This window comes from Paenarthrobacter nitroguajacolicus, assembly GCF_031455195.1.
In the GTDB taxonomy this organism is placed as follows: domain Bacteria; phylum Actinomycetota; class Actinomycetes; order Actinomycetales; family Micrococcaceae; genus Arthrobacter; species Arthrobacter nitroguajacolicus_D.
Genome location: NZ_JAVDSH010000016.1, coordinates 1 through 2,653, shown reverse-complemented (window position 1 = coordinate 2,653; position 2,653 = coordinate 1). Strand labels below are relative to the sequence as shown.

The following is a 2,653-nucleotide window of genomic DNA, read 5'->3' as shown; positions in this document are numbered from 1 at the left end:
CTGTAGGAGAAGAGACCTCACACATCCTCAGCGGGTTGACTGCCCAGCTGCCTGATCGTGATCCGGAAGAGACTGCGGAGTGGATTGAGTCCCTTGATGCGTTGATCGCCGAGCAGGGTACTGAGCGTGCGCAGTTCATTATGCGTTCGTTGTTGCAGCGTGCTGGTGCCCGGTCGGTGGGTGTGCCGATGGTGACGACCACTGATTACGTGAACACGATCCCGGTGGACCAGGAAGCGCCGTTCCCGGGGAACGAGGAGTTCGAGCGCCGGTACCGGGCGTATATGCGCTGGAACGCGGCGGTGATGGTTCACCGTGCGCAGCGGGCCGATATTGGTGTGGGCGGGCATATCTCCACGTATGCCGGTGCCGCGACCCTGTACGAGGTGGGCTTTAACCACTTCTTCCGCGGCAAGGACCACCCCTCCGGCGGTGACCAGGTCTTCTTCCAGGGCCACGCCTCCCCGGGGATGTACGCCCGGGCGTTCATGGAAGGCCGCCTCACTGAAGAGGATCTGGACGGGTTCCGGCAGGAGAAGTCCAAGGCCGGGCACGCGTTGTCCTCGTACCCGCACCCGCGCCTGATGCCGGACTTCTGGGAGTTCCCGACCGTGTCGATGGGTATCGGCCCGATGAACGCGATCTACCAGGCCCAGTCCAACCGGTACCTGCAGAACCGTGGGATCAAAGACACCTCCGACCAGCAGGTCTGGGCGTTCCTTGGTGACGGGGAAATGGACGAGCCCGAGTCCCGTGGTTTGCTCCAGCTCGCCGCGAACGAGAACCTGGACAACCTGAACTTCGTGGTCAACTGCAACCTCCAGCGCCTGGACGGACCGGTCCGCGGTAACGGCAAGATCATGCAGGAACTCGAAGCGTTCTTCCGCGGCGCGGGCTGGAACGTGATCAAGGTCGTCTGGGGCCGTGAGTGGGACTCCCTGCTCGAGGCCGACACCGACGGGGCGTTGGTGAAAATCATGAACGAAACCCCCGATGGTGACTACCAGACCTACAAGGCCGAGTCCGGCGGGTTCGTGCGGGAACACTTCTTCGGGAAGAACCCGGCCACCAAGGACATGGTCGCGGACCTGAACGACGAACAGATCTGGGGCCTCAAACGCGGCGGTCACGACTACCGCAAGGTCTACGCCGCCTATAAGGCAGCGACCGAGTTCAAGGGCAAACCCACCGTGATCCTGGCCAAAACCGTCAAGGGCTACGGCCTGGGCCCGCACTTCGAGGGCCGCAACGCGACCCACCAAATGAAGAAACTGACCATGGAAGACCTCAAAGCCTTCCGTGACCACCTCCGGATCCCCATCACGGACGAACAACTCGACGCGGACCTCTACCGGCCCCCGTACTACCACCCCGGCATGGACGCCCCGGAAATCAAATACCTCATGGAACGCCGCGCCGAACTGGGCGGGTTCGTACCCGAACGGCGCCGCACCCACACCCCCGTGACCCTCCCGGACGCGAAGTCCTACGAAGTGGCCAAACGCGGATCCGGGAAACAACAAGCCGCGACCACCATGGCCTTCGTGAGGCTCCTCAAAGACCTCATGCGCGACAAAAACTTCGGCGCCCGGTTCGTGCCCGTGGTCCCGGACGAATCCCGGACCTTCGGGATGGACGCGTTCTTCCCGACCGCGAAAATCTACAACCCCAAAGGCCAGAACTACCTCTCCGTGGACCGCGACCTCGTCCTGGCCTACAAAGAATCACCCGCCGGACAACTGATCCACCCCGGCATCAACGAAGCCGGCGCCGTCGCAGCGTTCACCGCCGCCGGAACCTCCTACGCCACCCACGGCGAACCCCTGGTCCCGATCTACGTGTTCTACTCCATGTTCGGCTTCCAACGCACCGGGGACTCCTTCTGGGCCGCAGCAGACCAAATGACCCGCGGGTTCATCATCGGCGCGACCGCAGGACGGACCACCCTCACCGGCGAAGGACTCCAACACGCCGACGGGCACTCCCCCATCCTGGCCTCCACCAACCCCGCCGTACGCACCTACGACCCCGCCTACGGCTACGAAATCGGCCACATCATCCGCCACGGACTCGAACAAATGTACGGACCCGACGCTGACGCGCAAGGAACCAGAACTGCGTCAGATAAAAACGTGATGTACTACCTCACCGTCTACAACGAACCCATCACCCAACCGGCGGAACCGGAAAACCTCGACACCAACGCACTGATCAAGGGCATCTACCACCTCGCCGACGCCCCCGAGGGCGATAACAACCGGCCCACCGCGCAGATCCTCGCCTCCGGCGTCTCCGTGCCCTGGGCCCTGGAAGCCGCCCGGATCCTCAACGAAGACTGGAACGTCGCAGCCGACGTCTGGTCCGTGACCTCCTGGAACGAACTCCGACGCGACGGACTCGCCGCCGAAGAACACGCCTTCCTCAACCCCGGCCAACCCGCACCCACCCCCTTCATCACCGAACAACTCGCAGGCAAAACCGGGCCCGTCATCGCCGTCACCGACTACATGAAAGCCGTCCCCGACCAAATCCGCCAATACATCCCCAACGACTTCGCCTCCCTCGGAGCAGACGGCTTCGGCTTCTCCGACACCCGCCAAGCCGCACGCCGCTACTTCAAAAACGACACCCACTCCATCGTCGCCAAAACCCT

At 63.2% G+C, this 2,653-nt stretch carries 1 protein-coding gene; it reads left to right on the top strand.

Annotation, left to right across the window (positions count from 1 at the left end; translation table 11 throughout):
• Positions 1-2,653, top strand: a 2,653-nt coding sequence (gene aceE / locus J2Y68_RS21955) for a pyruvate dehydrogenase (acetyl-transferring), homodimeric type (protein ID WP_309997082.1), incomplete at both ends; no start/stop codon positions are given.